This is a genomic window from Bradyrhizobium sp. SZCCHNS1050 (assembly GCF_032484785.1).
In the GTDB taxonomy this organism is placed as follows: domain Bacteria; phylum Pseudomonadota; class Alphaproteobacteria; order Rhizobiales; family Xanthobacteraceae; genus Bradyrhizobium.
The window spans coordinates 1,262,326-1,289,136 of the sequence record NZ_JAUETR010000002.1 but is presented as its reverse complement, the minus strand read 5'-3'; the positions used below and the strand labels follow the sequence as shown (position 1 = coordinate 1,289,136).

Sequence of the window (26,811 nt, the reverse complement as noted above, 5' to 3'; positions counted from 1 at the left end):
CGCTGCAAAATTGCAGCCGGGCCGGCGCAAAACACAACGAGGCTCAGCCCCGGGCGCCTTCGGATGTCCGGGCCTCGGATCGCATGCTGGGCCTCGCAGCCGCCAGCAGCTTGCCGATCTCGGGCTTGCAGGCGCCGCAATTGGTCCCGGCCTTCAGACGTTGGCCGACGGCCTCGACGCTCCCTGCGCCGTTCTGGATCGCCGACGAGATCTGGTTACGACCAATGCCGAAACAGGAGCAGATGACCGCACCGATGTCGTCGGCGGCCGCCAATGGCTGGCCCGCGAGCAGGGCGTTGCGGGCGTTCGGTGACAGCCGCTGCTCGGCAAACAGGCCGATAAGCCACGACCGCGATCCCAGCCGCTGGTCGGGCGCGACGAAGACGCAGCCCTGCAGCCGGCCATCCGATACGCCTGCGTAGCGGAACCGGCCGGCGGCCGGGTCGCGATACGCAATCCAATCGATCTCCGTTCCGGCGATCCCAAGCTGTTCGGCGGCCCACTCGCGCCAACTCGCAGGCCGCTGGTCGAAGGCAAGCTCGAGCCGGAAACACGCTCCGACCTTGCCCTGCACCCAGTACTCGCATGGCGGACGGCGGATCTCCTGCCGGCTCAGGATGAAGACGTGCCAGTTCGGCGCATATGGCTCCGCCTTCACCGGCGTATGCTTGGACTCGGGCTGACCCGACAGCGGATCAGTCGCGGGATTGACCAGCGCGTTGACACGGCCAGCGCCGGCGAACTCCTCGTTCCAATGCATCGGAACGAACACGCAGCCCCGCCGCTGCTCGGTCGAGATCGCGACGCGCGCCACCATCTTGCCCCAGGGGCTCGTAAGCCGCACCAGCGCCTCGTTCTCCAGACCGGCAAGGCGCGCATCCTCGGGGTGGAATTCGGCGCAAGGCTCGAAGACGTGCGCGAGCAGCCGCGCGGATTTTCCCGTCCGCGTCATGGTGTGCCACTGGTCGCGAATCCGCCCGGTGTTCAGGACCAGCGGATAGTCACGGCTGGTGGCGTTCCGCGCCGGTCGCGGCGTGACGGCCACGAAACGGGCTCTGCGATCCCCGGTGAAGAATTGCCGATTCTCGAACATCCGCGCCGTGCCGGTCGGAAAGTCCCGCGTCACGGGCCACTGGATCGGCGCCAGCGCCTCATAGGCGCGGCCGTCGAGCGTGCTCAGGGCCGAGATGTCGAAGTCGCGCGTGTTATTGTTCTCGAAGCCGGACAGCGCGGCGTGCTCGCGAAAGATCTCGGCCGCGCTGCCATACTCGAAACCGGCGAACCCCATCCGCTGGGCGACGTCGCAGATGATTTGCCAATCCGCGCGCGCCGCGCCGGGTGCGGGCAGGAACGCCCGCTGCCGCGAGATCCGGCGCTCCGAATTGGTCACCGTGCCGTCCTTCTCGCCCCAGGCGAGCGCGGGCAGCAGGACATCGGCATGCCGGTTGGTGTCGGTGTCGCGCATGCAATCGGACGCGACCACGAACGCGCAGTGATCCAGCGCGGCACGAACCCGATCGGCGTCGGGAAGGCTGACCACGGGGTTGGTCGACATGATCCAGACTGCCTTGATGCGGCCATCGGCAATCGCATCGAACATTTCGACCGCCTTCAGCCCCGCTTTTGGCGCGACCACCGGTGACCGCCAGAATCGCTTCACCAGCTCCCGGTGCTCGGCATTCTCGATCTCGAGATGCGCGGCGAGCTGGTTGGCGAGGCCGCCCACCTCGCGGCCTCCCATCGCGTTGGGCTGGCCGGTCAGCGAGAACGGTCCCATGCCGGGACGGCCGATACGGCCAGTCAGGAGATGGCAGTTGATGATCGCATTGACCTTGTCGACCCCGCTGCTCGACTGATTGACGCCCTGGGAATAGAGCGTGACAACGCGCTCCGTCTTCGCGAACCATGAAAAGAACAGCTCGACCGCGCCCTCGCTCAGCCCGCAGGCCGCCGCCGTCTCGGCGACTGTCTGCCGGCCGGCGGCCTGCAGCGCCGATTCAACGCCGCTGGTGACCTCACTGACAAAGCCGTCGTCCGCATAGCCGCCGCGTGCGAGATAGGCGAGCAGGCCGTTGAACAGCACCGCGTCACTTCCGGAACGCAGCGGCAAATGCAGGTCGGCGCCTTCGCAGGTCGCGGTCCTCCGCGGATCGACAACGACGATACGGCAGCCGGGATTGTGCTCCTTGGCCGCCAGCATGCGCTGGTGCAGCACCGGATGGCACCACGCGGCGTTGGAGCCGACCAGGACCAGCAGGCCGGCCTGCTCAAGGTCCTCGTAGCAGCCCGGAACGGTGTCGCTGCCGAATGCGCGCTTGTGGCCCGCGACGCTCGACGCCATGCACAGGCGCGAATTGGTGTCGATGTTCGCGGTCCCGACGAAGCCCTTGGCGAGCTTGTTGACGACGTAATAGTCCTCGGTCAGCAACTGCCCCGAAACATAGAATGCGACGGCATCCGGTCCATGGTCGCGGATGATTTCGGTGAAACGGCTCGCGACGAGGTCGAGCGCCTCATCCCAGCCGGCTGCCCGCCCGTTCACGATCGGCTCGAGCAGACGTCCCCCGAGATCGATCGTCTCCGCCAGCGCCGATCCCTTGCCGCACAGCCGGCCGAGATTGGCGGGATGCTGCGGATCGCCGCGGACGCTGATGGTCCCTGAATCGTCCCGATCGGCGACGACGCCGCAACCGACGCCGCAATAGGGGCATGTCGTCCTGACGCTCATGCGATACCGTTCAGGCCGCGGCCGTTTGCTGCAGGGACAGCCACACGACGCCATCCTCGACCTTCGCGGGATAGGATGGCGTACAGCCCTGGTCGGGTGCCACGGCCTGTCCGGTCGCGAGCTCGATGACGAAATTGTGCAGCGGGCATGTCACGCGGCGGTTGTGGACGATGCCCTGCGACAAGGGGCCTGCCTTGTGCGGGCAGCGATCGTCCAGCGCGAACACCTCGTCACCATCGGTGCGGAAGACCGCGATGTTGCCGCGCGGCGTGCGCACGACGCGCGAGCCGAGCGGGGGAATGTCGTCGAGCGGGCCGACTTGAAACCAGGTGGTCATGCGAGCTCCAATTCGGCCATCGGCGTAAACTCGTTGCGATCGACGCCGCGACGGGCGCGCGCCGCCCATGGATCGCTCTGCGAGAATTGCTGCGAATAGGCGAAGCGTTCAAACAGCGCCTTGCGGTTCTTGACGTCCTCGACCACCTGCTTGTGGATGTTGTCGAAGCCGACGCGGTCGCACCATTTGTACATCCGTTCCAGGTACCAGCCCTGCTCGCGATAGAGCTGGGTCAGCGCGACGATGATCTCGAGCGCCTCGTCCTCGGTCGCCGTCTTGGTCAGGAATTCCGTGCCCTTGATGTGCAGGCCGGCGGCGCCCGCAAAATGGATCTCGTAGCCTGAATCGACGCAGATCACTCCGACATCTTTGCAGGTCGATTCCGCGCAGTTGCGCGGGCAACCGGAGACGGCGAGCTTCACCTTCGCGGGCGTCCATGATCCCCACATGAACTTCTCGATCTTGATGCCGAGGCCAGTGGAGTCCTGGGTGCCGAAGCGGCACCATTCCGACCCGACGCAGGTCTTCACGGTGCGCAGACCCTTGGCATAGGCGTGGCCGGAGACCATACCCGCATCGTTGAGATCGGCCCATACCGCCGGCAAATCTTCCTTCTTCACCCCGAGCAGATCGATACGCTGTCCGCCGGTCACCTTGACGGTCGGGATGTTGAACTTGTCGGCGACGTCGGCGATCGCGCGCAATTCGCCGGGCGTGGTCACGCCGCCCCACATCCGCGGCACCACGGAGTAGGTGCCGTCCTTCTGGATGTTGGCGTGAACGCGCTCGTTGATGAAGCGGGATTGCTGGTCGTCGCGATACTCGCCGGGCCAGGTCGCGAGCAGATAGTAGTTCAAGGCGGGCCGGCAGGAATGGCAGCCGTTCGGCGTCTTCCAGTCCATGAATCGCATGACAGCGGGGATCGACTTCAGTTGCTGTTCGACGATGACGCGCCGGACGTCGTCATGGCTGTGGTCGGTGCAGGCGCAGACCGGCTTCACCTTGGGCGCCGCCGAGTAGTCGCCGCCGAGCGTGAACGCCAGCACCTGCTCGACCAGGCCGGTGCACGAGCCGCATGAGGACGACGCCTTGGTATGGGCGCGCACGTCGTCGAGCGTGAACAGCTTCTTTTCGCTGATCGCCTTGACGATCGCGCCCTTGCAGACTCCGTTGCAGCCGCAGATTTCGGCCTCGTCGCTCATGGCGGCAACCGAGTTCTGTCCGCCGTGGCCACCGTCGCCGAGATGCGCCGAGCCGAACACCAGACGTTCGCGCATGTGGGAGACATCGGTGCCGTCGCGCATGTGCTGGAAATACCAGGGCCCGTCGATGGTGTCGCCGTACAGCACGGTGCCCACGATCTTCTTGTCGCGCAGGATGATCCGCTTGTAGACGCCGCGATTGGCATCCTGCAGGACGATCTCCTCCTTGTCGGGTCCCGGCGCGAAGTCGCCGGCAGAGAACAGGTCGATGCCCGTGACTTTCAGCTTGGTCGAGACCACTGACCCGTCATAGGTGGCGAATCCCTTCATCGCCAGATGATTGGCGCAGACCTTCGCCTGGTCGAACAGCGGCGCCACCAGACCATAGGTCTGACGGCGGTGCTGCACGCATTCGCCGACGGCGTAGATGCGACCGTCATAGGTCTGCATCGTATCGGAGACCACGATGCCTCGCTCGCAGTACAGCCCGGCCTTCTTTGCCAGTTCGATATTGGGACGGATGCCCACGGCCATCACCACGAGATCGGCCGCGACCTCGGTGCCGTCGGTGAAGCGGACGCCGGTGACGTGCGTTTCGCCGAGGATGGCCTGCGTCTGCGCCGGCATCTTGAACTCCAGCCCGCGCTCCTCCAGCGATTTGCGCAGCATGCCGCCGGCGACCGGGTCGAGCTGGCGCTCCATCAACGTGTCGAGAAGATGCACGACCGTGACCTTCATGCCGCGCTTCATCAGACCATTGGCGGCTTCGAGGCCGAGCAGGCCGCCGCCGATCACGACCGCGTGGCGATGTCGCGTCGAGGCTTCGACCATGTGCTCGACGTCCTTGATGTCGCGGAAGCCGATGACGCCGGGCAGGGCGGCGCCGGGGACCGGAAGAACGATCGGGCTCGAGCCGGTCGCGATCAGCAACCGATCATAAGGATAGCGTTCGCCAGTTTCGGTGACCACCTCGCAGCTCCGGCGGTCGATCATCGTGACCGTCTCGCCCTTGCGCAGGGTGATCTGGTTGTCCTCGTACCACTGCTCCGTGTTCAGCATGATGTCGTCGACGGTCTTCTCGCCCGCGAGCACCGGCGACAGCAGGATGCGGTTGTAGTTGCCGTAGGGCTCGGCGCCGAAGACGCTGATGTCGTAGAGATCAGGCGCCCGTTCCAGCAGTGCCTCCACCGTGCGAATGCCGGCCATGCCGTTGCCGATCACCACCAGTTTCTGCTTGATCGTCTTGTCGAGCATGGTCTGCCTTTCGAATGCCAGCGACATCCAGCGGCGACGCGAACGGGCATCGGCCCATCGGTCGCTGTGGTCATGTTTGAATTTTGGGGGAGGCCCAACTGCGGGCAGAGCTGATCGTCGCCAATGACGGTCGCGAGCCAACTAATTCAAATCTCGTGCCATTCGGGTCGTCGCCGGAAATCGCGGTAATTCAAGGGTTGAGCCGCCGCTTGCGCGCGCCGCTGGCGACACCTGCGCTCAAATAGTAGCCGCGGCAGATCAGATTATGTGCATCCTCGATGGAGGCCCTTCCGTTCGAGTACCGATCGCGTCGGCTTCGGCGGGCGCTCAAAAAGCCATCAGTGTGCGCGCGGTGCAGGCGGGCTCTGCGTTCATGTTGAGCATCAGCGATCCGTAGAACTGCGGCTTCGAAGTCCCAAGCGCCGGTACGGGTTGAGAAAAACGTGAATCACCCAAGTTGGTGCGAAACTTGCTGAAAGGCGGGCAGGACCGGGCGTATCTCAACGACGAGACCGCCGCTCAACTCACCCGACAATTTGTCCCCTTTACGCAGCTCCTGCCGAGCCTGCTCGCGCGCGCCTGCGTCACGAGGTTTGAGACCATGAAGCTCGACGACTTCAAGAAGGCCGGTCATTGGCCGACACTGCTGGCTGCTTTCCTCTATTTCGACATCAGCTTCATGGCCTGGGTCGCACTCGGACCGCTGATCGTCTATGTCGCCCGCGACATGAATCTTGCGGTCAACGAAAAGTTCACGCTGGTCGCGATCCCCGTGCTGGCAGGCGCGCTGCTGCGTGTTCCCATGGGCATTCTGGCCGACATCATCGGCGCCAAGCGCACGGGCGTGATCGCGCAGCTGGTGGTCATGACGGCGACCGCCTGCGTTGCCTATTTCGGACTCCCCAGCAAGCTGGCCGTCGAGCTGTTCGGCGTCGTGCTCGGCATCGGCGGCGCCTCGTTCGCCGTCGCGCTGCCTCAGGCCAGCCGCTGGTATCCGCCGCAGTATCAGGGCATCGTGATGGGGATCGCAGGGGCCGGAAACATGGGCGTCGTGCTCGACACGCTGCTCGCGCCGACCATCGCCGAACATTGGGGCTGGCAGGCCGTTTTCGGGGTGCTGCTCATCCCGATGGTCATGGTCCTGATCTACTACATCGTCGCCGCGAAGGATGCGCCCGGTGAACGCAAGCCGGTCTCGCTCAAGGCCTATGGCGGCCTGCTGCGCGATCCCGACAGCCGCTGGTTCATGTTCTTCTACTTCATCACCTTCGGCGGCTTCGTCGGCCTCGCCAACGCCCTGCCGCTGTACTTCTCGGTGCAGTATCATGTCTCCGGAGTGGCGGCCGGATTGCTGGTGGCGCTGATCGTCGCTTTCGGCTCCGGCTTCCGTCCGGTGGGCGGTCTCATTGCGGACCGGATCGGTGGCATCCGGTCGCTCTCGATCCTGTTTGGCATTGTGGTCGCCGCCTATGTCGTGATCGCCTTCATGCCGGAAGGGCCGGCTGCGCCGACCCAGGCAGGCTGGGAGCTCATGAACATGCCACGCATTGCGTGGATTTCGGTGCTGTTGTTCTCGGTCGGCGTGCTCGCGCTCGGGATGGGCAACGGCGCGGTGTTCCAGCTCATTCCGCTGCGCTTCCGCCACGAGATCGGCCTGATGACCGGTCTCGTCGGCTGCGCAGGCGGCATCGGCGGATTCTTCCTCGCCCAGGCGCTCGGCACGGCCAAGGGAATGACCGGCGGATTCGGGGCCGGCTTCCTGTTCTTTGGTTTGCTGGCATTGCTCGGCTTCGTCGGACTTGCCATGGTCAAGGTCCGTTGGCGCACCACGTGGGGCGCCGTTTCCGGCGCGCGCGTCTGAACCGACGCGCCGTCGCTCCATAGGCAAGGTGTTCAGGCGTGGCCGGCGCGCATCGCAATCTTCAGGTTCGCGTCGGCTTCGCTAGCGAGACCGGCAAGCGACCGAACAATGAGGATTACGTCGGCGCCCGCCTTGGCCTGCAGGGGGCGACGGATCGCGATATCGTCGCCGCCGTCGCCGACGGCGTCGGCGGCCACAAGGGTGGGCGCGAGGCGGCGGAGCTCGCCGTCCGCGGCTTCATCGATGCCTATCATTCTCTGCCCGAGACGGCGGGCGTGCGAAGCCGAGCCGCGCGTGCGCTGGAAGCCATCAATAGCTGGATCCATGCGCAGGGCCGCGTCGACCCCGAGTTGCATGGAATGAGCTGCGCCTTCTCCGCGGTGGTGCTGTCGCGGCGAACCTGCCACGTCGTCCACGTCGGGGACACTCGCGTCTATCGCCTCAGCGAAGGGCGCCTCGAGCGTCTGACGACCGACCATGTCGCGGGCCGCGCTGACCTTGCCCACGTCCTCAACCGGGGCATCGGTTTCGAGCAGTTCGCCCGCTTCGACTACACGACGCTCGGCATGCGTCAGCACGACCGGTTTCTGATCTGCAGCGACGGGATCCACGGCATCCTGCCGGATTCGCGCCTTCAGGAGATCCTGGCCGAACGGACTCCCCCGGAGGATTCCGCGCGGGGAATCGTCGCCGCCGCCCTTGCGGCCGGCAGCAACGACAATTCGACGGCGCTGGTGCTCGACGTCGTCGATCTTCCGCCGGCCGACCGCGACGAGCTCACAGGTTCGATCTCGTCCCTGCCGATCGGCGAGCTGCCTTCGCCCGGTGACGTGATCGACGGATTCCGGCTTGGCGATATCCTTTCCGATGGCCGCTACTCCCGGCTGTTCAAGGCGATCGACGCGGGGCAGGGTGACAGGGAGGTCGTCCTGAAATTTCCGCATCCGCGCGTCGCGAGCGAAGGTTCGTTCCGCCTGGCGTTCATTCGCGAAGCCTGGGTCGCCGCGCGTGTGCGCAGCATCTGGATCGGCGAGATCATCGAGCTTCCCGTCGAGCGCCAGACCCGGCTCTATTCGGCAATGCCATTCTACGCGGGGGAGACGCTCGAGCAGCGTCTGAACCGGCCGCCCCGATTGTCGCTTGCGGAGGGCACCGCGATCGCGACCAAGCTCGTGCGCGCGGTGGTGGCGTTGCACCGGGCCGGCATCATCCATCGCGACATCAAGCCGGACAACGTGATCCTGCTCGAGAACGGCGGCTTGCGCCTGATCGATCTCGGGGTCGCGCGCGTGCCGCGGTTCGAGGACTTTCCGGCCGAGGATATTCCGGGGACCCCGAGCTACATGGCGCCGGAGCTGTTCGCCGGTAAGCCGGGTGACGAAGCGTCCGACCTGTTCGCCCTCGGCGTCACCGTCTACCGCATGTTCACGCGCTCTTATCCGTTCGGCGAGATCGAGCCGTTCTCGCGCCCGCGCTTCGGCAAACCGGTGCCGATTTCACGCTACCGGCCGGAACTGCCGGCCTGGCTCGACGCCGTGATCGGAAAGGCGTTGAACGTCGATCCTGCACAGCGTTACGGTGATGCCATCGAATTCGCCCACGAGTTGGAGAACGGTGCGTCATGGGCGGGTCCGGCGATCGCCAAGCGTCGCTCGCTTCACGACCGCAATCCGCTGTTGTTCTGGAGGATGCTCTGCGCGCTTCAATTCATCATCATCATCATTCTGCTGAGCCTGCTGACGCGACACTGAGTGGCGACGTGCGACCGCCCGAATAGGTAATCCCGATGCCCGAGAAGGTCCTGATCTATTCCCGCCTGCCGAAGTCGCTGACCCAGCGCTTCGCCGATCGCTTCGAGCTGCTCGACAGCGGCGGCACGCCGGCGCACGAGGTGTTTCCGGCGGCGGAGGTTGCGCAGATCCGCGCCCTGATCACAGCCGGCGGCACGCCTCTGGGGGCCGACGACATGGACCGGCTGCCGGCGCTCGGGGCCATCGTCTGTTACGGCACGGGCTATGATGGCGTCGACCTGAAGGCGGCCGCGGCGCGCAATATCGTGGTCGGCCATAGTCCCGGCGCGAACGCTGCAGCGGTCGCCGATATCGCGCTCATGCTGATGCTGGCGAGCGTGCGGCGGTTGACGGCGGCGGATTCCTATGTGCGCACCGGTGGCTGGGTGGAGGCCCGGCCGTCGCCGCTGTTGAAGCCGCCGCCTGGTCTGTCCGGCTGCAAGGTCGGCGTCTACGGGATGGGCGAAATCGGCCGCAAGATCGCCGCGCGCGTCGCCGCTTTCGAGACCGAGGTCGGCTATTTCAGCCGCACGCGCCACGACGATCTGCCGTATCAGTATTTTTCAAGCCTTGATGCCTTGGCCGAATGGTGCACCGTGCTGATGATCGCGGTCCGCGCCGGCGCGGAGACCACGCACGTCGTCGATGCCGATCTCCTGAAGAAGATCGGGCCCGACGGCCATGTCGTCAACATCTCGCGTGGCTCCGTGATCGACGAAAGGGCGCTGCTTTCAGCGCTGAAGGACGGCATCATCGCTGGCGCCGGGCTCGACGTATTCGAAACCGAGCCGCACGCCCCGGATGGGCTGACGTCGTTGCAGAACGTGGTGGTCACGCCGCATATCGGCGGCAACACCCGCGAGTCTCACGTGGCGATGCAGGAATGCGTGGTGGCCAATCTCACGGCGTTCTTTGCAGGGGAGCCACTGCCGTTTCGGGTCGGATAGGCAAGCGCAGATGGCGCTCCCCCAGCACCGCAACGCCAAACGCGCAGACCGCAGATAAGTTCCACGCGTGGTGCAGAAATATTCTGACGCACTGCACGCCTCTGTGAATTGCGAGTGATTTTCAAACGCTTCTAAGTTCCTCTCCTGCAATTCAGGAGAGCGGCATGGCGGCGTTCACCCTCAAGATCAACGGGCGCGAGCATCAGATCGACGTCGACCCGAATACGCCCTTGTTATGGGCGATCCGGGACAATGCCGGGCTGACCGGCACCAAATACGGATGCGGCGTGGCGCAGTGCGGTGCCTGCACCGTGCATCTCGACGGCCAGAGCGTTCGCTCCTGCTCGCTGCCGGTGTCGGCGGTGGGCAAGAGCGAGATCACCACCATCGAAGGGCTGAGCGGCAAGGAAGGTGCGGCCGTGCAGAAGGCCTGGGCGGCACTCGACGTGCCCCAATGCGGCTACTGCCAGTCCGGCCAGATCATGAGCGCGGTCGCGCTGCTCGGCCTTAATCCCAAGCCGACCGATGAGGACATCGATCTCGCGATGAACGGCAACATCTGCCGCTGCGCCACCTATGTGCGCATCCGCGCTGCCATCCATACCGCAGCCAAGACGTTGGAGGGCTGATCATGAATGTGCATATGAAGCCCGCCACGTCCGCTCCGACATTGTCCCGCCGCTCGCTGCTGAAGGCGGGAGCGGGGCTGGCGCTCGCCACCTATGTCGCCCGCAATGGTGTCGCTTACGCGCAAGACGCGGCGAAGTCCGTCAACATCGCGCCGAACACGTTCCTTGTGATCGGCCAGGACGACACCGTCACCGTTCTCTGCAAGCACATCGAGTTCGGGCAGGGCCCGTTCACCGGCATGGCCACGCTGGTGGCCGAGGAGCTCGATGCCGATTGGTCGCAGATGCGCGCCGATCATGCGCCCTCGAATCCGGTGCTCTACAAAAACCTGCTGTTCGGGGTGCAGGGTACCGGCGGCTCCAGCGCAATCGCCAATTCCTACGAGCAGATGCGCAAGGTCGGCGCTGCCGCGCGCGCGATGCTGGTGGCCGCGGCCGCCGACGAATGGAAGGTGCCGGCTGAGGAGATCACGGTCGACAAAGGCATCGTCAGACATCCCTCCGGCAAGCAGAGCGGTTTCGGCGCGCTGGCCGCCAAGGCGATGCAACAGCCGGTGCCGGCGAACCCGCAGCTCAAGGATTCCTCCGCCTTCAAGCTGATCGGCAAGGAAGGCGCTGTAACCCGGCTCGACAGCGTGGCGAAGTCGAACGGCTCGGCCGAGTACACGCTCGACATCAAGGATCCGGGGACGTTGACCGTGTTGGTGGCGCGCTCGCCGCGGTTCGGCGGCACGGTGGCGTCGTTCGACGCGTCGGCGGCCAAGGCCGTGTCGGGAGTGGTCGACGTCAAGGAGGTGCCGAACGGTGTAGCCGTCTATGCCGAGGGGTTCTGGCCGGCGAAGACGGCACGTGACCTTCTCAAGATCACCTGGGACGACAGCAAGGCGGAGACGCGCGGCACGGCGCAACTGCTGGAGGAGTTTCGCGCCCGTGCGAAGAAGCAGGGCGCCCTGGTGAAGCAGGAGGGCGACGTTGACGCCGAGATCGCCAAGGGCGGCAAGCTGATCGAGACCGAGTTCGTCTTTCCCTATCTGGCCCATGCGCCGATGGAGCCAATCAACGCCTTCATTCACTGGAAGGGCGATACCGCCTCGGCGCGCTATGGCAGCCAGTTTCCGACGCCTGATCACGCCGTGATCGCGCAGGTGCTTGGGCTCGACATCGCCAAAGTCGATCTCAAGACGATTCTCGCCGGCGGCAGCTTCGGCCGGCGGGCGCAGCAGTCGACCCACGTCGCCATGGAGCTGGCGCAGGTCGCCAAGGCGATCGGGCCGGGACGTCCGGTCAAGCTGGTGTGGACCCGTGAGGATGACATGCGCGGCGGCTACTACCGACCATTCAGCCTGCACCGAATGCGCGGTGTGGTCCGCGACGGCAAGATCGTGGCGTGGTCGGATACGATCGTCGGGCAGTCGATCATGAAGGGCTCGCCGTTTGAGGCGATGACCATGAAGAACGGCCTCGATTCGACGGCCTATGAGGGCTCCAACGAGATCCCTTACCAGGTGCCGAATTTCCGCTGCGACCTGCATCAGGTCGATGTCGGCGTGCCCGTGCTGTGGTGGCGCTCGGTCGGCCACACCCATACTGGCTACGCCGTCGAGGCGTTCGTCGATCAGTTGCTCGAAGCCGCCGGCCAGGATCCTGTGGAGGGACGACTGGCGATGATGGCCGACAAGCCGCGTCACGCCGGTGTGCTCAAGGCGGTCGCCGAGCTCGCGGACTGGAAGGGCGCCAAGCTCGAGGCGGGCCGCGCCCGCGGCGTTGCCGTGGTCGAGAGCTTCAACACCTACGTCGCCCAGGTGGTCGAGCTGTCGATGGGGGCCGACGGACCGGTCGTGCACAAGGTGTGGTGCGCTGTCGACTGCGGCGTCGCAGTCAATCCCGACATCATCCGCGCCCAGATGGAGGGCGGCATCGGCTTTGCGCTCGGCCACATCCTCTATGCGCAGCAGCCGCTCGACGAGGGACGACCGGTGTCGGGCAATTTCGACACCTACCGCTCGCTGCGCATCCACGAGATGCCGCAGATCGAGGTTGCGATCGTGCCGTCGACCGAGAAACCCTCGGGAGTCGGCGAGCCCGGCGTGCCGCCGCTGGGACCTGCCGTCGCCAACGCCATGGCCAGGCTGGGTCTGCCGCGCCCGACCCAACTGCCGATCCGGCCGGGAGACACCGCATGAGCCCGTTCAGAACGGCGACGATGGCGCTGCTCGCTGGCAGCCTGGCTGCGGTTGCGATCGTAGCCCTGCCGGCACTGCGGCGCGCCGATGCGGCGCCCGAGGCCACGCACGTCGCCGGCGGGCTCAAGCCGGTGGCGGACTTCGCCAGGATCAAGAGCAAGGACGAGCGCGCCGTGGCGCTGTTCGAAGAGGCCGGCAAGGTGCTGCAGTCGCCGCGATGCATGAACTGCCACCCGGCCGGCGACCGGCCGACCCAGACCGATAGGATGATTCCGCATCAGCCGCTGGTGGTCCGCGGCGAGGCTGGCATGGGTGCGCCCGGCGGGCTCGCCTGCACGACCTGCCACCACGAGGCCAATTTCGACGCGGCGCGCGTGCCCGGTAATCCCAAGTGGCAGCTGGCCCCGATCGAGATGGCTTGGCAGGGCAAGTCGCTCGGCCAGATCTGCGCACAGATCAAGGATCCAAATCGCAACGGCGGCAAGACCATGGCGCAGCTGATTCACCATATGGCTGAGGATGAGCTGGTCGGCTGGGGCTGGAATCCGGGAGCTGGGCGGACCCCGGCCCCGGGAACCCAGAAGCAGTTCGGCGAGCTGATCAAGGCCTGGGCCGACGCCGGAGCGGCCTGTCCGAAGGGCTGAGGCGGGATTGTGCCCCTGCGCGTGCAATGCCCCGTGGCCCTGATGAGCGCTGCCGACATCCGGGGTTTCCGGCAGAGCACGTGAGACCCCGCATGTCGCTATCGCCGACGCGCGTCCCGCGCGCCGGCTGTCGCTCATCCGGGCGACGGGGCTCCCACCCGGCTCCACGGCATGGCCCAACTGGTGCGATTTTTGCTCTTGGGGTCTTGGCAAGTCGCAATGGACCCGTTAAAGAACCGGCTTCCAGGCGGGCCGGCTGTTGCTGGCGCGCCTGTGCGCGCATTCCGAAAGTTGAGAGGAGCCAGCATTCCTTTTGAGGATATCCGTTTGGATTTCTCGGAAGGAAGAAGGATCTTTCTGCTCTCGAATGCCGCAGGGGAGGTCGGTTCGCCGATCACTCCGAATCCTGTCCGAGACTGCAGGCGCCGGCGCGGAAATCCAGTTTCCTCAATGGCTTAATCATCCAGCCTGCATAGACGGGTGAAGACCGGATTTCGGCATGTCCACTGCCTTTGTCGTGGTGGCATGCAGGTTTGGTTCGAACCTCGACACTCCGCGGGCTCTCAGGGCTTTCGGAAGGGCAGGCTATTCATCGCCGTTTTGCCTTTCGTGTCCTCGGGTTCTTCCGTCCGGAGGTCAGGTTTGGTGGGACGGCGGGTGCAACCCGGCGGTCCCGCTTTCGGGCGAAGGCCGCCAACCGGAGAGAGCTTGCTGTGGAACGAGCGGCAAAAAAAGAGGCGGTCGAGCAGCTGCACGAGGTCTTCAAGACCACGGGCGTTGCCGTCGTCGCTCACTATTCCGGCCTCACCGTGGCTCAGATGCAGAACCTGCGCAAGCAGATGAAGCAGGCTGGCGCATCGGTGAAGGTCTCGAAGAACCGTCTCGCCAAAATTGCTCTTGAAGGCACGGACGTCGTCGGCATCGGTCCCCTGTTGAAGGGGCCGACCGTGATCGCAACTTCGAACGATCCTGTCGCGGCGCCCAAGGTTGCCATCGAATTCGCCAAGGCGAACGAAAAGTTCGTCATTCTCGGCGGCTCGATGGGCTCAACCGTCCTGAATGTCGACAGCGTGAAGGCTCTGGCCTCGCTGCCGTCGCTGGACGAACTGCGCGGCAAGCTCGTCGGCCTGATCCAGGCTCCGGCGACCAAGCTGGCCCAGCTCGCCAACGCTCCCGCGGCCAAGGTCGCGCGCGTCATTCAGGCTCATGCCTCAAAGGGCGAAGCGGCCTGACGCCCTTCGCAAACACTCACAACCTGGTTTCGAACCGAACCACACTAAAGGACTACATCAATGGCTGACCTGCAGAAGATCGTCGACGACCTCTCGGCCCTCACCGTTCTCGAGGCTGCTGAGCTCGCGAAGCTCCTGGAAGAGAAGTGGGGCGTGTCCGCCGCGGCCGCCGTGGCCGTCGCCGCTCCGGGCGCTGGTGGCGCCGCTGCCGCTCCGGCGGAAGAGAAGACCGAGTTCACCGTTGTCCTGGCTTCGGCCGGCGACAAGAAGATCGAGGTCATCAAGGAAGTCCGCGCCATCACCGGCCTGGGCCTGAAGGAAGCCAAGGACCTGGTCGAGGGCGCTCCGAAGCCGGTCAAGGAAGGCGTCAACAAGGACGAGGCCGAGAAGATCAAGGCTCAGCTCGAGAAGGCCGGCGCCAAGATCGAGCTCAAGTAATCGCTTCGATTGCGCGAACGAAGTCCCCGGGCTGCCATGGGCGGGTCCGGGGGCTTTCGACAGATTATGATGACCGGGTGGTAACATCGCCCGGTCATCATGTGGACAAGGAGTTTTGCAGGGGTATTGGGCGCGGCTCGGAATCACTGCAAAAGGCGTGCAACGGAACCGTCCGTTGTGGGCCGAACACGGAAAAGTGTGGAGATTTAGGGGCTTCGCTCTCGAATCTCGATTATTGTCAACCCATATTGGGTCGGCAGCACGAAAAGCCGGTTGATCGGTGGAGTGGCGTCTCCGTCCGTAAGCCGTTGGGAGATAGGCAATTTCGGGCTTTTGCAGTCCGTGACGAGATGGTTGTGACGAGCGGGTGCGTCCTCGCGCCTCGCGCGTCGTTTTGCGTTTTGCTGGTCTGAAGAACAGATCTGGGACATTTCCGTTCCGGCTCTGGGCCTCAGATCCTCGAAATGGATCGAAATTCAACCCGAAGGGGCGGTGGCAGCCGCTGTTTCGGAAGGTTCGCCCCTCCGGGCGACGAAATGAGAGGCCACGATGGCGCAGCAGACATTCACCGGTCGCAAACGCGTTCGCAAGTTCTTTGGACACATCAAGGAAGTCGCGGAGATGCCGAACCTCATCGAGGTTCAGAAGGCGTCCTACGACCAGTTCCTGATGGTGGACGAGCCCACGGGTGGCCGGCCGGATGAGGGCCTGCAGGCGGTGTTCCGCTCGGTATTCCCGATCTCCGACTTCTCCGGCACCTCGATGCTGGAGTTCGTCCGCTACGAGTTCGAGCCGCCGAAATATGACGTCGACGAGTGCCGTCAGCGCGGCATGACCTTCGCTGCGCCGCTCAAGGTGACCTTGCGCCTCATCGTGTTCGATATCGACGAGGAGACCGGCGCGAAGTCGGTCAAGGACATCAAGGAGCAGGACGTGTACATGGGCGACATTCCGCTCATGACCATGAACGGCACCTTCATCGTCAACGGCACCGAGCGCGTCATCGTCTCGCAGATGCACCGTTCGCCGGGCGTGTTCTTCGACCACGACAAGGGCAAGACCCACTCGTCGGGCAAGCTGCTGTTCGCCGCCCGCGTCATCCCGTATCGCGGCTCCTGGCTCGACATCGAGTTCGACGCCAAGGACATCGTGTTCGCGCGCATCGACCGTCGCCGCAAGCTGCCGGTGACCTCGCTGATGTTCGCGCTCGGCCTCGATGGCGAGCAGATTCTGTCGACCTTCTACAAGAAGCTGATCTACAAGCGCATCAAGGAAGGCTGGCGCGTTCCGTTCGACGCCAACCGCTTCCGCGGCTATTCGACCGTCAACGACCTGATCGACGCCGACACCGGCAAGGTCGTGCTCGAGGCCGGCAAGAAGCTCACCGTCCGCGCCGCCCGCCAGCTCCAGGAGAAGGGGCTGAAGGCGCTGCGCATGTCGGACGAGGAGCTGCTCGGCAACTACATTGCCGAGGATCTCGTCAACCCGAAGACCGGCGAGATCTATGCCGAGGCCGGCGAGGAGATCACCGACAAGCTGTTCAAGGTGCTGAACGAGCAGGGCTACAAGGACCTGCCGCTGCTCGACATCGACCACGTCAATGTCGGCCCCTACATCCGCAATACGCTGTCGGCCGACAAGAACATGACGCGTGAGGACGCGTTGTTCGACATCTACCGCGTGATGCGTCCGGGCGAGCCGCCGACGCTCGATTCGGCGCAGGCGATGTTCCAGTCGCTGTTCTTCGATGCCGAGCGCTACGACCTCTCCGCGGTCGGCCGCGTCAAGATGAACATGCGCCTCGAGCTCGATGCGCCGGACACCCAGCGCACTCTGCGCAAGGAAGACATCCTGGCGGTCATCAAGACCCTGGTCGACCTGCGCGACGGCAAGGGCGAGATCGACGACATCGACCATCTCGGCAATCGCCGCGTCCGCTCGGTCGGCGAGCTGATGGAGAACCAGTACCGCATCGGTCTCTTGCGCATGGAGCGCGCCATCAAGGAGCGCATGTCGAGCGTCGACATCGACACCGTGATGCCGCAGGACCTGATCAACGCCAAGCCTGCCGCGGCCGCGGTGCGCGAGTTCTTCGGCTCGTCGCAGCTGTCGCAGTTCATGGACCAGACCAACCCGCTGTCGGAGATCACCCACAAGCGCCGCCTGTCGGCGCTTGGACCGGGCGGTCTGACGCGCGAGCGCGCCGGCTTCGAGGTGCGCGACGTGCATCCGACGCATTACGGCCGCATCTGCCCGATCGAGACGCCGGAAGGTCCGAACATCGGCCTGATCAACTCGCTGGCGACGTTCGCCCGCGTCAACAAGTATGGCTTCGTCGAGACGCCGTACCGCAAGGTCAAGGACGGCCGCGTCACCGACGAGGTGGTGTATCTGTCCGCCATGGAGGAGGGGCGCTACCGCGTCGCGCAGGCCAACGTGCCGCTCGATGCCAAGGGCCGCTTCACCGAGGACCTCGTGGTCTGCCGTCATGCCGGCGAAGTCGTGCCGATGACGCCCGACAAGGTCGACTACATGGACGTGTCGCCGAAGCAGCTGGTTTCGGTTGCCGCGGCCTTGATCCCGTTCCTCGAGAACGACGACGCCAACCGCGCGCTGATGGGCTCGAACATGCAGCGCCAGGCGGTGCCGCTGGTTCGCGCCGAGGCGCCGTTCGTCGGCACCGGCATGGAAGGCGTGGTTGCCCGTGACTCGGGCGCCGCGATCGCGGCGCGCCGCTCGGGCGTGATCGACCAGATCGACGCCACCCGCGTCGTCATCCGCGCCACGGAAGATCTCGATCCGACCAAGTCGGGCGTCGATATCTACCGGCTGATGAAGTACCAGCGCTCGAACCAGTCGACCTGTATCAACCAGCGTCCGCTGGTGAAGGTCGGCGACATCGTCAAGAAGGGCGACATCATCGCTGACGGTCCGTCGACCGATCTCGGCGAGCTCGCGCTCGGCCGCAACGTGCTGGTCGCGTTCATGCCGTGGAACGGCTACAACTTCGAGGACTCCATCCTGCTCTCCGAGCGGATCGTGAAGGAGGACGTCTTCACCTCGATCCACATCGAGGAATTCGAGGTGATGGCCCGCGACACCAAGCTGGGTCCGGAGGAAATCACGCGCGACATTCCGAACGTGTCGGAAGAGGCGCTGAAGAACCTCGACGAAGCCGGCATCGTCTATATCGGCGCGGAGGTGCGCGCCGGCGACATCCTGGTCGGCAAGATCACGCCGAAGGGCGAGAGCCCGATGACGCCGGAAGAAAAGCTCTTGCGCGCCATCTTCGGCGAGAAGGCCTCCGACGTTCGCGACACCTCGCTGCGGGTGCCGCCGGGCGTGCAGGGCACGATCGTCGAGGTCCGCGTCTTCAATCGTCACGGCGTCGACAAGGACGAGCGTGCGCTGGCGATCGAGCGGGAAGAGATCGAGCGTCTGGCCAAGGACCGTGACGACGAGCAGGCGATCCTGGACCGCAACGTCTACAGCCGTCTCGCCGACATGCTGGACGGCCGCCAGGGCATCTCGGGGCCGAAGGGCTTCAAGAAGGACACCAAGATCACGCGTGCGGTGCTCGACGAGTATCCGAAGTCGCAGTGGTGGCTGTTCGCCTCGCCGAACGACAAGCTGATGGCCGAGATCGAGGCCATGCGGAAGCAGTACGACGAGTCGAAGAAGGGGCTGGAACAGCGCTTCCTCGACAAGGTCGAGAAGCTGCAGCGTGGCGACGAGCTGCCGCCCGGCGTGATGAAGATGGTCAAGGTCTTCGTCGCCGTGAAGCGCAAGATCCAGCCGGGCGACAAGATGGCGGGCCGTCACGGCAACAAGGGCGTCGTGTCCAAGATCGTGCCGATCGAGGACATGCCGTTCCTCGAGGACGGCACCCATGCGGACATCGTGCTGAACCCGCTCGGCGTGCCCTCGCGCATGAACGTCGGGCAGATCCTCGAGACCCATCTCGGCTGGGCCTGCGCCGGCCTCGGCAAGCGCATCGCCCAGACGGTCGATGCCTACCTGTCGAAGCAGGACGTCAAGCCGCTGAAGGAGACCTTGAAGCGGATCTACGGCGATGACGAGACCATCAAGTCGCTCAACGACAACGAGTTGATCGAGCTTGGTCACAATCTGAGCCGCGGCGTGCCGATCGCCACGCCGGTGTTCGACGGTGCCAAGGAGGCCGACATCGAGGAGATGTTGAAGCTCGCCGGCCTCGACGCATCCGGTCAGTCGACGGTCTATGACGGCCGCACCGGCGATGCGTTCGATCGCAAGGTGACGGTCGGCTACATCTACATGCTGAAGCTGCACCATCTGGTCGACGACAAGATCCATGCGCGTTCGATCGGCCCGTACTCGCTGGTCACCCAGCAGCCGCTGGGCGGCAAGGCCCAGTTCGGCGGCCAGCGTTTCGGCGAAATGGAGGTGTGGGCGCTCGAAGCCTACGGCGCGGCCTACACGCTGCAGGAGATGCTGACGGTGAAGTCGGACGACGTCGCCGGCCGCACCAAGGTCTACGAGGCGATCGTGCGCGGCGACGACACGTTCGAGGCCGGTATTCCGGAATCGTTCAACGTGCTGGTCAAGGAAATGCGCTCGCTCGGCCTCAACGTCGACCTGCACAACTCCAAGCTCGGACCGGCGCCGACGTCGGAAGCCGCCGAGTAGTTCAAGAGGTCATGCCCGGCCGTCTCGGACGGCCGGGTGCCGGCGCCTTCCCCCGCGGGTCAGGACAAGGCGCCCGTTGAGAGATTTTCGAATTTGCGGCCGACCCCCGATCGGCCCGCGAGGAGAATACGATGAACCAAGAAATTATGAATCTCTTCAATCCGACGACGCCGGCTCAGGTCTTCGACCAGATCCGGATCTCGATTGCGTCTCCGGAGAAGATTCTGTCCTGGTCCTACGGCGAGATCAAGAAGCCGGAAACGATCAACTACCGTACCTTCAAGCCCGAGCGCGACGGCCTGTTCTGCGCCCGCATCTTCGGGCCGATCAAGGACTACGAGTGCCTGTGCGGCAAGTACAAGCGGATGAAGTACAAGGGCATCATCTGCGAGAAGTGCTCGGTCGAGGTGACCCTGTCGCGCGTCCGGCGCGAGCGCATGGGCCATATCGAGCTCGCCGCTCCCGTCGCGCACATCTGGTTCTTGAAGTCGCTGCCCTCGCGCATCGGCCTGCTGCTCGACATGACGCTGAAGGATCTCGAGCGGATTCTGTACTTCGAATACTACGTCGTTCTCGAGCCGGGTCTGACCGCGCTCAAGGACCGTCAGCTGCTGTCCGAGGACGAGTACCTCAAGGCGCAGGACGAATACGGCCAGGACAGCTTCACCGCCATGATCGGCGCCGAGGCCATCCGTGAGCTCTTGCGCGGCCTCGAGCTGGAGAAGCTCGAGCAGACGCTGCGTGCCGAGATGCAGGAGACCGACTCCGACATCAAGCACAAGAAGCTCGCGAAGCGCCTGAAGATCGTCGAGGCGTTCCGCCACTCCGGCAACAAGCCGGAATGGATGATCATGACCGTGGTTCCGGTGATCCCGCCGGACCTGCGTCCGCTGGTGCCGCTCGACGGCGGCCGTTTCGCGACCTCCGACCTCAACGACCTCTATCGCCGCGTCATCAACCGCAACAACCGCCTGAAGCGGCTGATGGAGCTGCGCGCGCCCGACATCATCATCCGCAACGAGAAGCGCATGCTTCAGGAGGCGGTGGATGCGCTGTTCGACAACGGCCGCCGCGGCCGCGTCATCACCGGCGCCAACAAGCGTCCGCTGAAGTCGCTCGCCGACATGCTCAAGGGCAAGCAGGGTCGCTTCCGTCAGAACCTGCTCGGCAAGCGCGTCGACTACTCCGGCCGTTCGGTCATCGTGGTCGGTCCCGAGCTGCGCCTGCACCAGTGCGGCCTGCCGAAGAAGATGGCGCTCGAGCTGTTCAAGCCGTTCATCTATTCGCGGCTCGACGCCAAGGGCCTGTCGACGACGGTCAAGCAGGCCAAGAAGCTGGTCGAGAAGGAGCGTCCGGAGGTCTGGGACATCCTGGACGAGGTCATCCGCGAGCATCCGGTGCTCCTGAACCGCGCGCCGACGCTGCATCGCCTCGGCATCCAGGCGTTCGAGCCGGTGCTGATCGAGGGCAAGGCGATCCAGCTGCATCCGCTGGTCTGCTCGGCCTTCAACGCCGACTTCGACGGCGACCAGATGGCCGTGCACGTTCCGCTGTCGCTCGAAGCGCAGCTGGAAGCGCGCGTCCTGATGATGTCGACCAACAACATCCTGCATCCGGCCAATGGTCAGCCGATCATCGTGCCGTCGCAGGACATCGTGCTCGGCCTCTACTACGTCTCGATCATGCGCGAGGGCATGCCCGGCCAGGGCATGGCGTTCGGCAACATGGCCGAGCTCGAGCATGCGCTGCACGCCAAGGCCATCCATCTCCACAGCAAGATCAAGTACCGCTGGGAGGGGATGGACGAGACCGGCAAGATCGCCAAGCGCTGGATCGAAACCACCGCGGGTCGCGTGATGCTCGGCAATCTCCTGCCGAAGCATCCGCGCGTCACGTTCGAGGTCATCAACAAGCTGATGACCAAGCGCGAAATCTCGGGCGTGATCGATCAGGTCTATCGTCACTGCGGCCAGAAGGAGACGGTGATCTTCTGCGACCGCATCATGGCGCTCGGCTTCTACAACGCCTTCAAGGCGGGCATCTCGTTCGGCAAGGACGACATGGTCGTGCCGGCGGGCAAGTGGAAGATCGTCGACACCACCCGTACGCTGGCGAAGGATTTCGAGCAGCAATACAATGACGGTCTGATCACCCACGGCGAGAAGTACAACAAGGTCGTCGACGCCTGGTCGAAGGCCAGCGAAGAGATCGCCAAGGAGATGATGAAGGAGATCTCCGTCACCAAGAAGACGGCGACGGGGGCGGATGCCGACATCAACTCGATCTACATGATGTCGCATTCCGGTGCCCGCGGTTCGCCGGCCCAGATGCGTCAGCTCGCCGGCATGCGCGGCCTGATGGCCAAGCCGTCGGGTGAGATCATCGAGACGCCGATCATCTCGAACTTCAAGGAAGGTCTCTCGGTTCTCGAGTACTTCAACTCGACCCACGGCGCCCGCAAGGGTCTCGCGGACACCGCGTTGAAGACCGCGAACTCGGGCTACCTGACCCGTCGTCTGGTCGACGTCGCGCAGGACTGCATCATCACGCAGGACGATTGCGGCACCCATCTCGGCATCAAGATGCGCGCCATCGTCGATGCCGGCACGGTCGTGGCCTCGCTCGGCTCGCGCATCCTGGGCCGCGTGCCCTGCGACGACGTGCGCGATCCCGCGACCAACGCGGTGCTGGTCAAGGCCGGCACCTTGATGGAGGAGAGCCACATCGACGCCATCCAGCAGGCTGGCGTGCAGGAGGTGAAGATCCGCTCGGCGCTGACCTGCGAGCTGGTCAACGGCATCTGCAAGATGTGCTACGGCCGCGATCTGGCGCGCGGCACGCCGGTCAACCACGGTGAGGCCGTCGGCGTCATCGCCGCGCAGTCGATCGGTGAGCCCGGCACCCAGCTGACGATGCGCACTTTCCACATCGGTGGTGCGGCGCAGCTGAACGAGCAGTCCTTCGTGGAATCGAACTTCGAAGGCAAGGTGGTCATCAAGAACAAGGCGATCGCCCGCAACAGCGAGGGTCATCTGATCGCGATGGTCCGCAACATGGTCGTGACGATCGTCGACCCCGACGGCACCGAGCGTGCGACGCACCGCATCCAGTACGGCGCGCGCATGCATGTCGACGACGGCGACATGATCAAGCGCGGCCAGCGCATCGCCGAGTGGGACCCTTACACCCGTCCGATCCTCACGGAAGCCGAGGGTACGATCGGGTTCGAGGATCTGACCGAGGGTCTGTCGATCTCGGAAACGCTCGACGAGTCCACCGGTATCGCCAAGCGCGTGGTCATCGACTGGCGTGGAACGCGCGGTGGCGCGGATCTGCGTCCGGCCATCGTGATCAAGGGCAAGGACGGCAAGGTGCTCAAGCTCGCCCGCGGCGGCGATGCCCGCTACATGCTGTCGGTCGACGCGATTCTGTCGGTCGACGTCGGCTCGACGGTGAAGCCGGGCGACATCCTCGCGCGTATCTCGACGGAAAGCGCCAAGACGCGCGACATCACCGGCGGTCTGCCGCGGGTGGCGGAGCTGTTCGAAGCGCGTAAGCCGAAGGATGCCGCGATCATCGCCGAGATCGCCGGCACCATCCGGTTCGGTCGCGACTACAAGAACAAGCGTCGCATCTCGATCGAGCCGGTCGACAAGACCGAGGAGCCGCGCGAGTACCTGATCCCGAAGGGCAAGCACATCCATCTGCAGGATGGCGACATCGTCGAGAAGGGCGACTTCATCGTCGAAGGCAACCCGGCGCCGCACGACATCCTGGCGATCAAGGGCATCGAGGAGCTCGCGGCCTATCTGGTCAACGAGATCCAGGAGGTCTACCGGCTGCAGGGCGTGCTCATCAACGACAAGCACATCGAGGTGATTGTCCGCCAGATGCTGCAGAAGGTTGAGATCACCGACCAGGGCGATACCGACATGATCTCGGGCGAACAGGTCGACAAGATCGAGTTCGACCTGCTGAACGCGAAGGCCGTGGAGGAGGCGAAGAAGCCGGCCACGGGCACTCCGGTTCTGCTCGGCATCACCAAGGCGAGCCTGCAGACCCGGTCGTTCTTCTCGGCGGCCTCGTTCCAGGAGACCACCCGCGTCCTCACCGAGGCGGCGGTCAACGGCAAGATCGATCCACTCGAGGGTCTCAAGGAGAACGTCATCGTAGGACGCCTGATCCCGGCCGGCACCGGCGCCTCGATGGCCCGCATCCGCGAAGTCGCTTTGAAGCGCGACAAGCTGATTCTCGACGAGCGCGAGAAGCAGGCGGCGATCGTGCCGGCGCAGCCCGAGCCTCAGCCGCTCGCGCTGCCGCCGGCGGAGTAAACGGACGGTTGCGGCATGACCCCGACGGTGTCGGGGTCTGCCGTGCGTTCATCGCGTGTAGAAAAGGCCGGCGTTTGCCGGCCTTTTTTTGACATTTTCTTCTCCTGTTGCCGCGCTGCTGCCCCGTTGTTCATCTTCCCTTCAGGGACAGAGGCGCTTTTGGAAGCATCAGATCCGCTGAGCTGATTTCCGTCGATTCCCGTGGCGATGCGCCGATTTGCTCCGGCGCAAATCTTTTGCGGGCCGGTTACGCTATGGCCGATCGAGCCCCGAGGGTGGCAGGACCCCTGTATGGACGACCGGCAACGTCGCTGACAGCCGGAGATGGCGGAACTTCGATGCTTGACCTTGCGATTGTTGGTGGCGGTCCGGGTGGCCTGATGAGCGCCTGGTATCTGAGGCGCAAACTCGGCGATCTCTGCAAGGTGACGATCTACGAGGCATCCGACCGGCTCGGCGGCAAGATCGTGACGCGCAAGTTCGATACCGCACCGGCGATGTATGAGGCTGGTGTCGCAGAAATCTACGACTACTCGATGACCGGCCCTGATCCGCTGCGCGAGCTGATCCAGCATTTCGGGCTGCAGACGATTCCGATGGATGCGCTGCAGGTGCAACTCGACGGCGAGCTGCTCGACGACGTGCCGGGGCTGCGCCGCAAATACGGCCCGAAGACGGCCGCTGCGGTCGAGGCGTTCCGCAAGCGTTGTACCGACGTGATGTCGCCGGTCGAATATTACGAGGGCGTCGGCGCCCACGATAACGAGCACCCCTGGGCCTACAAGACCTGCGAAGAGCTGCTCGACGAGGAGGTCGAGGATCCCACGGCCAAGCGCTTCTTCAAGGTGATGTCGCGCTCCGACCTCGCGACCGAGGCCCACAACACCAACGGCCTCAATGCGCTCAAGAACTTCGTCATGGATATCGACGACTATATCGGCCTGTACTCGATTCAGAACGGCAACGAGCAACTGATCGAGTGCCTGCGCTCCGAGGTCGATGCCGACATCCAGCTCAATCATCGCGTGCTCCGCATCGGCAAGACCGAGGCGGGTCGCTACCGGCTCAACATGATGAACGGCAAGGGGCCGGAGACGCGCGAGTTCGATCTCGTGCTGGTGTGCCTGCCGCATTCCTGGCTGTCGACGGTCGGCTGGGAGGGCGAGAAGCTGCGCCAGTCCATGGTCAAGCACATCGCCTATTTCGATCGTCCCGCGCATTATCTGCGCGTCTCGATCCTGTTCGACGAGCCGTTCTGGGGCGAGAAGATTCCGGGCTCCTGGTTCATGTCGGAGGCGTTCGGCGGCTGCTGCATCTACAACGAGGGCTCGCGCCACGATGTCGGCAAGCACGGCGTGCTCAACTGGCTGATCGCGGGCTCGGATGCGCTCGCCTTCGCCAACCTCTCGGACCAGGAGCTGATCGATGCCGCGCTGAAGTCGCTCCCTGCTGCGCTCGGCGACGCGCGCGCACACTTCATGGAAGGCAAGATCCACCGCTGGCTGTCGTCCGTCAACGCGCTGCCCGGCGGTCTGCCGGTACGCGACGTCATGACCAATCACCGGCCTGAGCCGAAGGAGCACCCCGGCATCGTCGTGGTCGGTGACTATCTGTTCGACTCGACCCTGAACGGGCTGCTCGATTCGTCGGACGCCGCCACCGACATCATCCTGACCGAAATGATGCGGCTGCGCCGCGCCCGCTCGCAGGCCGAAACGCCGCTGTCCGACAAGATCGACCGTGACTATTTCGACAATTATCGCGGGCAGGGGCCGTACAGCGAAGCGTGGTCGCAGTTCACCGATCCGGACTATCTGACCAGCCTGATCAAGATCGTTTGGAACCGGGCCGGCAAGGGCAAAGGCTACAAGCTCTTGGTCGCCGGCTCCGCGAGCGGTGAACTGGTGGGAGCGCTCCGCGAGCGCGGCATCGATGCCTGGGGCATCGAGAACAACCGCTACATCCATGGCAAGACGCCGAAGGCGCTGAGGAAATACAACAAGCTCGGCTCGATCACCGATATGCCATTCAAGACCGGTGAGTTCGATTTCGTGTTCGAGACCAGCCTCTGCCATCTCGGTGACAAGCAGGTTGCGCGCGCGATCCGCGAGCTCAACCGCGTCGTCAAGACCGGCCTCGTGTTCGGCTCGATCACCTCGGACATGGCTCCGGCGCTGGTCGACCGCTACGACCTGCTGCGTGGGGTCAAGAAGCTCGGCACCTGGTGGGAGTGGTCGGAGCTGTTCTTCGGCAACGGGTTCGATCTGGCCATGCACCGCCGCGATTGCACCGACGAGGTGTGGGCAGCGACACTCGCGGCCAACAAGGGGCCCGGCCAGTGGTACGCCGACGCCGACAGCCTGCGCTATTCGTTCTTCGACAAGGTCGAGGACGAAGACTAGGCTCGCGGCACAGCCGCCGGCATTTCGAGGCAGGGCCGCGGGCGTTGACCGGCATCTCGATGCTGTCTTGCGTCCGCGGCGCTTGTGACCGTGCTGGTTGCGTGACAGGGCCGCGTCTTGGTCGCGGCGGGTGCGGCACCGTATGGCGAGAATGCTGGCGGCAGG

Annotated in this window: 14 protein-coding genes; 11 read left to right on the top strand and 3 right to left on the bottom strand. The window is 64.7% G+C overall.

Going from position 1 to position 26,811, the window contains the following annotated elements; all coding sequences use genetic code 11:
* Window positions 1-43 precede the first annotated feature (43 nt).
* Genes QX094_RS30345 through nirB form a run of 3 tightly spaced genes read right to left on the bottom strand, consistent with a single transcriptional unit; the run spans window position 44 to window position 5,521 of the window.
* Window positions 44-2,728, bottom strand: coding sequence for a molybdopterin-dependent oxidoreductase (locus tag QX094_RS30345; protein ID WP_316188413.1), 2,685 nt, complete (start codon window positions 2,726-2,728; stop codon window positions 44-46).
* A gap of 10 nt (window positions 2,729-2,738) precedes the next feature.
* The gene (gene nirD, locus QX094_RS30340; protein WP_315714577.1) at window positions 2,739-3,065 is read right to left on the bottom strand and encodes a nitrite reductase small subunit NirD; all 327 of its coding nucleotides are present in this window, start codon (window positions 3,063-3,065) and stop codon (window positions 2,739-2,741) included.
* Window positions 3,062-5,521 carry a nitrite reductase large subunit NirB gene (nirB, locus tag QX094_RS30335; RefSeq protein WP_316188412.1) on the bottom strand — a complete coding sequence of 820 codons (2,460 nt, stop codon included), beginning with the start codon at window positions 5,519-5,521 and terminating at the stop codon, window positions 3,062-3,064. The genes nirD and nirB overlap by 4 nt, the downstream gene beginning before the upstream one ends.
* 469 nt (window positions 5,522-5,990) lie before the next feature.
* Here nirB and QX094_RS30330 point away from each other — a divergent pair, with 469 nt between their 5' ends.
* The 11 genes from QX094_RS30330 to QX094_RS30280 all read left to right on the top strand — a co-directional run bounded on the left by QX094_RS30330 (window position 5,991) and on the right by QX094_RS30280 (window position 26,646).
* On the top strand, window positions 5,991-7,382 hold the full coding sequence (locus QX094_RS30330) for a nitrate/nitrite transporter (RefSeq protein ID WP_316173994.1): 1,392 nt from the start codon (window positions 5,991-5,993) through the stop codon (window positions 7,380-7,382).
* Between the two features lie 38 nt (window positions 7,383-7,420).
* Window positions 7,421-9,133, top strand: a complete 1,713-nt coding sequence (locus QX094_RS30325; protein WP_316164566.1) for a bifunctional protein-serine/threonine kinase/phosphatase — start codon at window positions 7,421-7,423, stop codon at window positions 9,131-9,133.
* A 35-nt stretch (window positions 9,134-9,168) separates the two neighbouring features.
* Window positions 9,169-10,119, top strand: coding sequence for a 2-hydroxyacid dehydrogenase (locus tag QX094_RS30320; RefSeq protein WP_316173992.1), 951 nt, complete (start codon window positions 9,169-9,171; stop codon window positions 10,117-10,119).
* Between the two features lie 164 nt (window positions 10,120-10,283).
* Window positions 10,284-10,748: a (2Fe-2S)-binding protein gene (locus QX094_RS30315; protein ID WP_315714572.1), complete on the top strand. Its 465-nt coding sequence runs from the start codon at window positions 10,284-10,286 to the stop codon at window positions 10,746-10,748.
* Window positions 10,749-10,750: 2 nt separating this feature from the next.
* Window positions 10,751-12,931: a xanthine dehydrogenase family protein molybdopterin-binding subunit gene (locus tag QX094_RS30310; RefSeq protein ID WP_315714571.1), complete on the top strand. Its 2,181-nt coding sequence runs from the start codon at window positions 10,751-10,753 to the stop codon at window positions 12,929-12,931.
* Entirely contained in the window at window positions 12,928-13,575 is a 648-nt protein-coding gene (locus tag QX094_RS30305; RefSeq protein WP_315714570.1) for an Isoquinoline 1-oxidoreductase subunit, read from the top strand. The genes QX094_RS30310 and QX094_RS30305 overlap by 4 nt, the downstream gene beginning before the upstream one ends.
* A gap of 713 nt (window positions 13,576-14,288) precedes the next feature.
* Window positions 14,289-14,807 carry a 50S ribosomal protein L10 gene (gene rplJ / locus QX094_RS30300; RefSeq protein ID WP_008963452.1) on the top strand — a complete coding sequence of 173 codons (519 nt, stop codon included), beginning with the start codon at window positions 14,289-14,291 and terminating at the stop codon, window positions 14,805-14,807.
* Between the two features lie 60 nt (window positions 14,808-14,867).
* Window positions 14,868-15,245: a 50S ribosomal protein L7/L12 gene (gene rplL / locus QX094_RS30295; RefSeq protein WP_172108050.1), complete on the top strand. Its 378-nt coding sequence runs from the start codon at window positions 14,868-14,870 to the stop codon at window positions 15,243-15,245.
* Window positions 15,246-15,794: 549 nt separating this feature from the next.
* Entirely contained in the window at window positions 15,795-19,913 is a 4,119-nt protein-coding gene (rpoB, locus tag QX094_RS30290) for a DNA-directed RNA polymerase subunit beta (RefSeq protein ID WP_315714569.1), read from the top strand.
* A 131-nt stretch (window positions 19,914-20,044) separates the two neighbouring features.
* Window positions 20,045-24,244: a DNA-directed RNA polymerase subunit beta' gene (rpoC, locus tag QX094_RS30285; RefSeq protein ID WP_315714568.1), complete on the top strand. Its 4,200-nt coding sequence runs from the start codon at window positions 20,045-20,047 to the stop codon at window positions 24,242-24,244.
* A 338-nt stretch (window positions 24,245-24,582) separates the two neighbouring features.
* Window positions 24,583-26,646 (top strand): FAD-dependent oxidoreductase, encoded by a 2,064-nt coding sequence (locus tag QX094_RS30280; protein ID WP_315714567.1) that lies wholly within the window; start codon window positions 24,583-24,585, stop codon window positions 26,644-26,646.
* Window positions 26,647-26,811: the final 165 nt, after the last annotated feature.

Coding starts and splice junctions, on each gene's coding strand:
- QX094_RS30345 (WP_316188413.1), bottom strand. CDS start 2,728: ATGAGCGTCAGGACGACATGCCCCTATTGCGGCGTCGGTTGCGGCGTC.
- nirD (WP_315714577.1), bottom strand. CDS start 3,065: ATGACCACCTGGTTTCAAGTCGGCCCGCTCGACGACATTCCCCCGCTC.
- nirB (WP_316188412.1), bottom strand. CDS start 5,521: ATGCTCGACAAGACGATCAAGCAGAAACTGGTGGTGATCGGCAACGGC.
- QX094_RS30320 (WP_316173992.1), top strand. CDS start 9,169: ATGCCCGAGAAGGTCCTGATCTATTCCCGCCTGCCGAAGTCGCTGACC.
- QX094_RS30315 (WP_315714572.1), top strand. CDS start 10,284: ATGGCGGCGTTCACCCTCAAGATCAACGGGCGCGAGCATCAGATCGAC.
- QX094_RS30310 (WP_315714571.1), top strand. CDS start 10,751: ATGAATGTGCATATGAAGCCCGCCACGTCCGCTCCGACATTGTCCCGC.
- QX094_RS30305 (WP_315714570.1), top strand. CDS start 12,928: ATGAGCCCGTTCAGAACGGCGACGATGGCGCTGCTCGCTGGCAGCCTG.
- rplL (WP_172108050.1), top strand. CDS start 14,868: ATGGCTGACCTGCAGAAGATCGTCGACGACCTCTCGGCCCTCACCGTT.
- rpoB (WP_315714569.1), top strand. CDS start 15,795: ATGGCGCAGCAGACATTCACCGGTCGCAAACGCGTTCGCAAGTTCTTT.
- rpoC (WP_315714568.1), top strand. CDS start 20,045: ATGAACCAAGAAATTATGAATCTCTTCAATCCGACGACGCCGGCTCAG.
- QX094_RS30280 (WP_315714567.1), top strand. CDS start 24,583: ATGCTTGACCTTGCGATTGTTGGTGGCGGTCCGGGTGGCCTGATGAGC.